The 3,609-nt window shown below is 70.8% G+C and carries 5 protein-coding genes and 1 pseudogene; 3 read left to right on the top strand and 3 right to left on the bottom strand.

What is annotated here, in order from left to right; genetic code table 11:
* On the bottom strand, nucleotides 1-720 hold a 720-nt coding region (locus ACLN58_RS19605), incomplete at its 3' end, for an amidohydrolase family protein (protein ID WP_415856914.1).
* Nucleotides 721-754: 34 nt separating this feature from the next.
* Nucleotides 755-915: pseudogene (locus tag ACLN58_RS19600) on the bottom strand (endonuclease); the annotation flags it as partial.
* 157 nt (nucleotides 916-1,072) lie between these two features.
* Between ACLN58_RS19600 and ACLN58_RS19595 the strand changes: the two are divergent.
* On the top strand, nucleotides 1,073-1,486 hold the full coding sequence (locus ACLN58_RS19595; RefSeq protein WP_415856913.1) for a nuclear transport factor 2 family protein: 414 nt from the start codon (nucleotides 1,073-1,075) through the stop codon (nucleotides 1,484-1,486).
* 122 nt (nucleotides 1,487-1,608) lie between these two features.
* Here ACLN58_RS19595 and nucS read toward each other — a convergent pair whose 3' ends face one another.
* On the bottom strand, nucleotides 1,609-2,310 hold the full coding sequence (gene nucS / locus ACLN58_RS19590; protein WP_415856912.1) for an endonuclease NucS: 702 nt from the start codon (nucleotides 2,308-2,310) through the stop codon (nucleotides 1,609-1,611).
* 55 nt (nucleotides 2,311-2,365) lie between these two features.
* Between nucS and ACLN58_RS19585 the strand changes: the two genes are divergently transcribed.
* Together ACLN58_RS19585 and ACLN58_RS19580 are read left to right on the top strand one after the other, a co-directional pair.
* Nucleotides 2,366-2,725 (top strand): ATP/GTP-binding protein, encoded by a 360-nt coding sequence (locus ACLN58_RS19585; protein ID WP_415856911.1) that lies wholly within the window; start codon nucleotides 2,366-2,368, stop codon nucleotides 2,723-2,725.
* A 41-nt stretch (nucleotides 2,726-2,766) separates the two neighbouring features.
* Nucleotides 2,767-3,564 (top strand): alpha/beta hydrolase, encoded by a 798-nt coding sequence (locus ACLN58_RS19580; RefSeq protein ID WP_415856910.1) that lies wholly within the window; start codon nucleotides 2,767-2,769, stop codon nucleotides 3,562-3,564.
* Nucleotides 3,565-3,609: the final 45 nt, after the last annotated feature.

The raw sequence follows: 3,609 nt of genomic DNA, 5'->3' as shown, positions 1-3,609 counted from the left end.
GAACAGGTGCGTGACGGTCGGGACGGTCTCCTCGCCGTCGAAGCCCGCGGACGTGAGCTCCTCGAGCGCCTGGTCGAGAGACGCGCTCGCGGTCGCGTCGTCGCAGTCCGTGTGTCCGAGCGAGGGCGTCACGCCGTGGGCCGTGAGCAGGTCCACGAGCTCGGCCGCGCCGGGGAGCTCGGGGGCATACGTCATGGTCGCGAGCTTGCCCTCGGCGGCCTCGATGAGCTCCTCGGCGAGCCCGAGGTCCGGGTCGAGCAGGAACGCTGGATTCTGCGCCCCGCAGCGCGCCGCCGCGAGGAACGGTCCCTCGAGGTGGATGCCGCCCACGAGCCCCTCGGCGTCGAGGCGAGCGAACAGCCGGATGCCGCGCAGGAGGTCCTCGGGGGCCGCCGTCACGAGGCTCGCGAGCAGGGTCGTGGTGCCAGATCGGTGCAGGAAGTCGATGGCCCGACGGGCCGCCGCCTCGTCGGCCCCGGGGAAGTCCGCTCCCGCGGCACCGTGGCAGTGCAGGTCGACGAGGCCGGGGAACAGGAGCGCGCCGGCGGGGAGGGTGAGCTCCGTGCCGCCGAAGGCCTCCGCATCGAAGTCCGCGGCCGGGCCCGCGTAGGCGATCCGGTCGCCCTCAAAGGCGACGACGCCGCCGTCGACCGTTTCCCCGTCGCTCACGATGCGCCCGCGCGCGATGAGGCGGTCCAGAGGCAGGTCCGGCGAGGTCATACGTCGATCATAGGGGAGCGCATGGAGCGCGCCGTCAGAAGAGGCGCGAGGCGCTGTCGTCGACGCCGCGCAGGGCGTCGTAGTCGAGCGTGACGCAGTCGATCCCGCGGTCGGTCGCAAGGATGCGGGCTGGACGCTTGATCTGCGGGGCGGGTCCCGGTTGAGCAGCTCGAGGTAGGGCGTGAGCTGTTCGACGCGTCGATGCATGCGAAGCCCGTCGCTAGCGCAACAAAGTCGCCGTTTGCCGAGACGTCGACACCACGACAGCGTCGATAGTGGCGTGCGCGACGGCATCGCCGATTGAGGCCAGCCGGCTTGCGGCACCAGAATGCCCCAGAGTTGAATATGCTCCGTGGGCGATCGTGACGACTTCCTGGATTGGTTCAATACGACATGGCAGGCCGCCGAAGTTGCGCTGCACAACGGCGATGCGGCACCGAGGTTTCGGACCTGGTCGGAGCGGGAACCGATCACGTTGTTCGGCGCGTGGCTCAGCGCCAACGGCAGTCGCGCGGTCCGCGAAGTCTTCTCCAAGTTGGCTCGGGCGTTCTCGGATGCAACTTCTAGCGCCATCGAGCTGATCGCGGCGGACGTCAGCGGTGACATGGCCTACACGGCGCATCGGGAGATCACGTCGGTCAGCGTCGACGGGTCTGCCCGCGCCTATGTGCTCCGGGTGACGCAGGTCTACCGTCGCGAGGCCGGCGAATGGAAGGTCGTTCACCGACACGCCGCCGAGGAGGCCGACGTCTCCACCGGGCCGTGACCTGATGATCTGCCGGACCCAGCGGTCCACGCTCCGCAGTCTCCCAACGATGGGATCAGCTTGACAAGGCGCAGGTCAGGAAGCGGGCGAGCCGGTCTTGCGGCACGGCCTCAGCGCCGTCACTAGAACAGGCGGCTGTCCGAGTCGTCGACGCCGCGCAGGGCGTCGTAGTCGAGCGTGACGCAGTCGATCCCGCGGTCGGTCGCGAGGACGCGCGCCTGAGGCTTGATCTGCTGGGCCGCGAAGATTCCCCGGACGGGCGCCAGGAGCGGGTCCCGGTTGAGCAGCTCGAGGTAGCGCGTGAGCTGCTCGACGCCGTCGATGTCGCCGCGCCGCTTGAGCTCGACGGCGATCGTTGCGCCGCTCGCGTCGCGGGCCAGGATGTCGACGGGACCGATCGCGGTCGCGTACTCGCGCCGGATGAGCGTGTAGCCCGTCCCCAGCGTCTCGATCTGCTCCGCGAGCAGGCGCTGGAGGTCCGCCTCGACGCCGTCCTTGATGAGCCCGGGGTCGACCCCGAGCTCGTGGCTCGAATCGTGCAGGTGTTCGTAGATGTTCACGATGAGGCGGTCGTCCGTCTTCGCGGACTGGACGGTCCACTGCTCGACGATGCCCTCGTCGAACGCGGCGCCCTCCGAATCGGCGGACGAGACCCGGAGCGTGGCCGGCGGGCTCATCCAGTTCAGGGGCTTGTACGAGCCACCGTCGGAGTGCACGAGCACGGAGCCGTCCGCCTTGACGAGCAGGAGGCGCGTCGCGAGCGGGAGATGGGCCTTGAGCCGGCCTTCATAGTCCACGGAGCAGCGGGCAATGACGAGTCGCACCCGAGAACTCTACAGCCCGGCGCTTGCACGGGGAGCGACGCGTAAGAATAGTCCCATGCCCCGCGCCAACCGACCCCGCCGTCCCCGACGCCCCGGGCACCCGACGTCCGGACCGCCCGGCCAGGCCCGTGACGCCCGCCCCGAGGACGGGGAGGACTTCGACCTCGAGCGCGTGCTCGCGGGCTTCGCGCGGCTCGAGTCCGCGCCCGACGGCGACTGGCGGGTTCGCCAGGTGACCACCCGCAGCGCGGCGAAGGACTACACGTGCCCGGGCTGCTCGCGCACGATCCCGCTAGGCGTGGCGCACCTCGTGGTGTGGGCCGACGATCACCTCTTCGGCGAGGAGGCGGGCATCGCCGAGCGCCGGCACTGGCACACGCACTGCTGGCGCACGCGCACGTTCAAGTACCGCTGAAGCCGCATAGAGGCCCGGGAACGCCGACTACGCTGGGGCTCATGCCTTTCGACCCCGCGTCCTACGAGTTCAGCCCGTCCGAAGGTCCGGTGGAGATCCGTGCCAACACCGTGCTCCCCGCCCGGCGGGAGAACTTCGAGCTGCGCACGGCGGATGGCCTCACGCTCGTGGGCGAGCTCGCACTCCCGCTTGACCGCGACCCCGTGGCCACGCTCGTGACGCTCCACCCGCTGCCGACCCACGGCGGCTTCATGGACTCGCACGTGTTCCGCAAGGCCTCGTTCCGTCTTCCCGCGCTCGCCGATATCGCCGTCCTGCGTTTCAACACGCGCGGCACGTCGAGCCCGCGGGGCACGAGCGAGGGCAGCTTCGAGGAGGGGGTGGGCGAGCGCGCGGACGTCGAGGCGGCGGTCCGTTTCGCCACCGAGCGCGGACTGCCCAACCGCTGGCTCGTGGGCTGGTCCTTCGGCACCGAACTCGCGCTCAGGTATGGCGCGCTCCCGCCCGTCGAGCCGGAGATCGAGGGCGGGATCCTGCTCTCGCCGCCGCTGCACCGCGCGGGCGAAGAAGACCTCGCGGCGTGGGCCGCGAGCGGCAAGCCGCTCACCGTCCTCGTTCCCGAGTTCGACGACTACCTGCGCCCGGCGGAGGCGGCCGAGCGCTTCGCGGCCGTCCCCCACGCCAAGGTCGTGGGGGTCGACGGTGCGAAGCACCTCTGGGTCGGCGAGAAGTTCGTTCAGCGCGTCCTGGGCGAGATCGTGAGCGTCGTCGACCTGGGTGGCCATCCGGCGGCGCTTCCGACCGCGTGGGAGGGTCCGCTCGCGATCGCGGCGGGCTGACGCGGCCTTCGAGAATGCTGGCGCGGACGACGGCGGGCTGACGCG

Origin of the sequence: Sinomonas sp. G460-2, from assembly GCF_047759905.1 — a bacterium.
GTDB lineage: Bacteria > Actinomycetota > Actinomycetes > Actinomycetales > Micrococcaceae > Sinomonas.
This window is presented reverse-complemented; position numbering and strand designations above follow the sequence as displayed.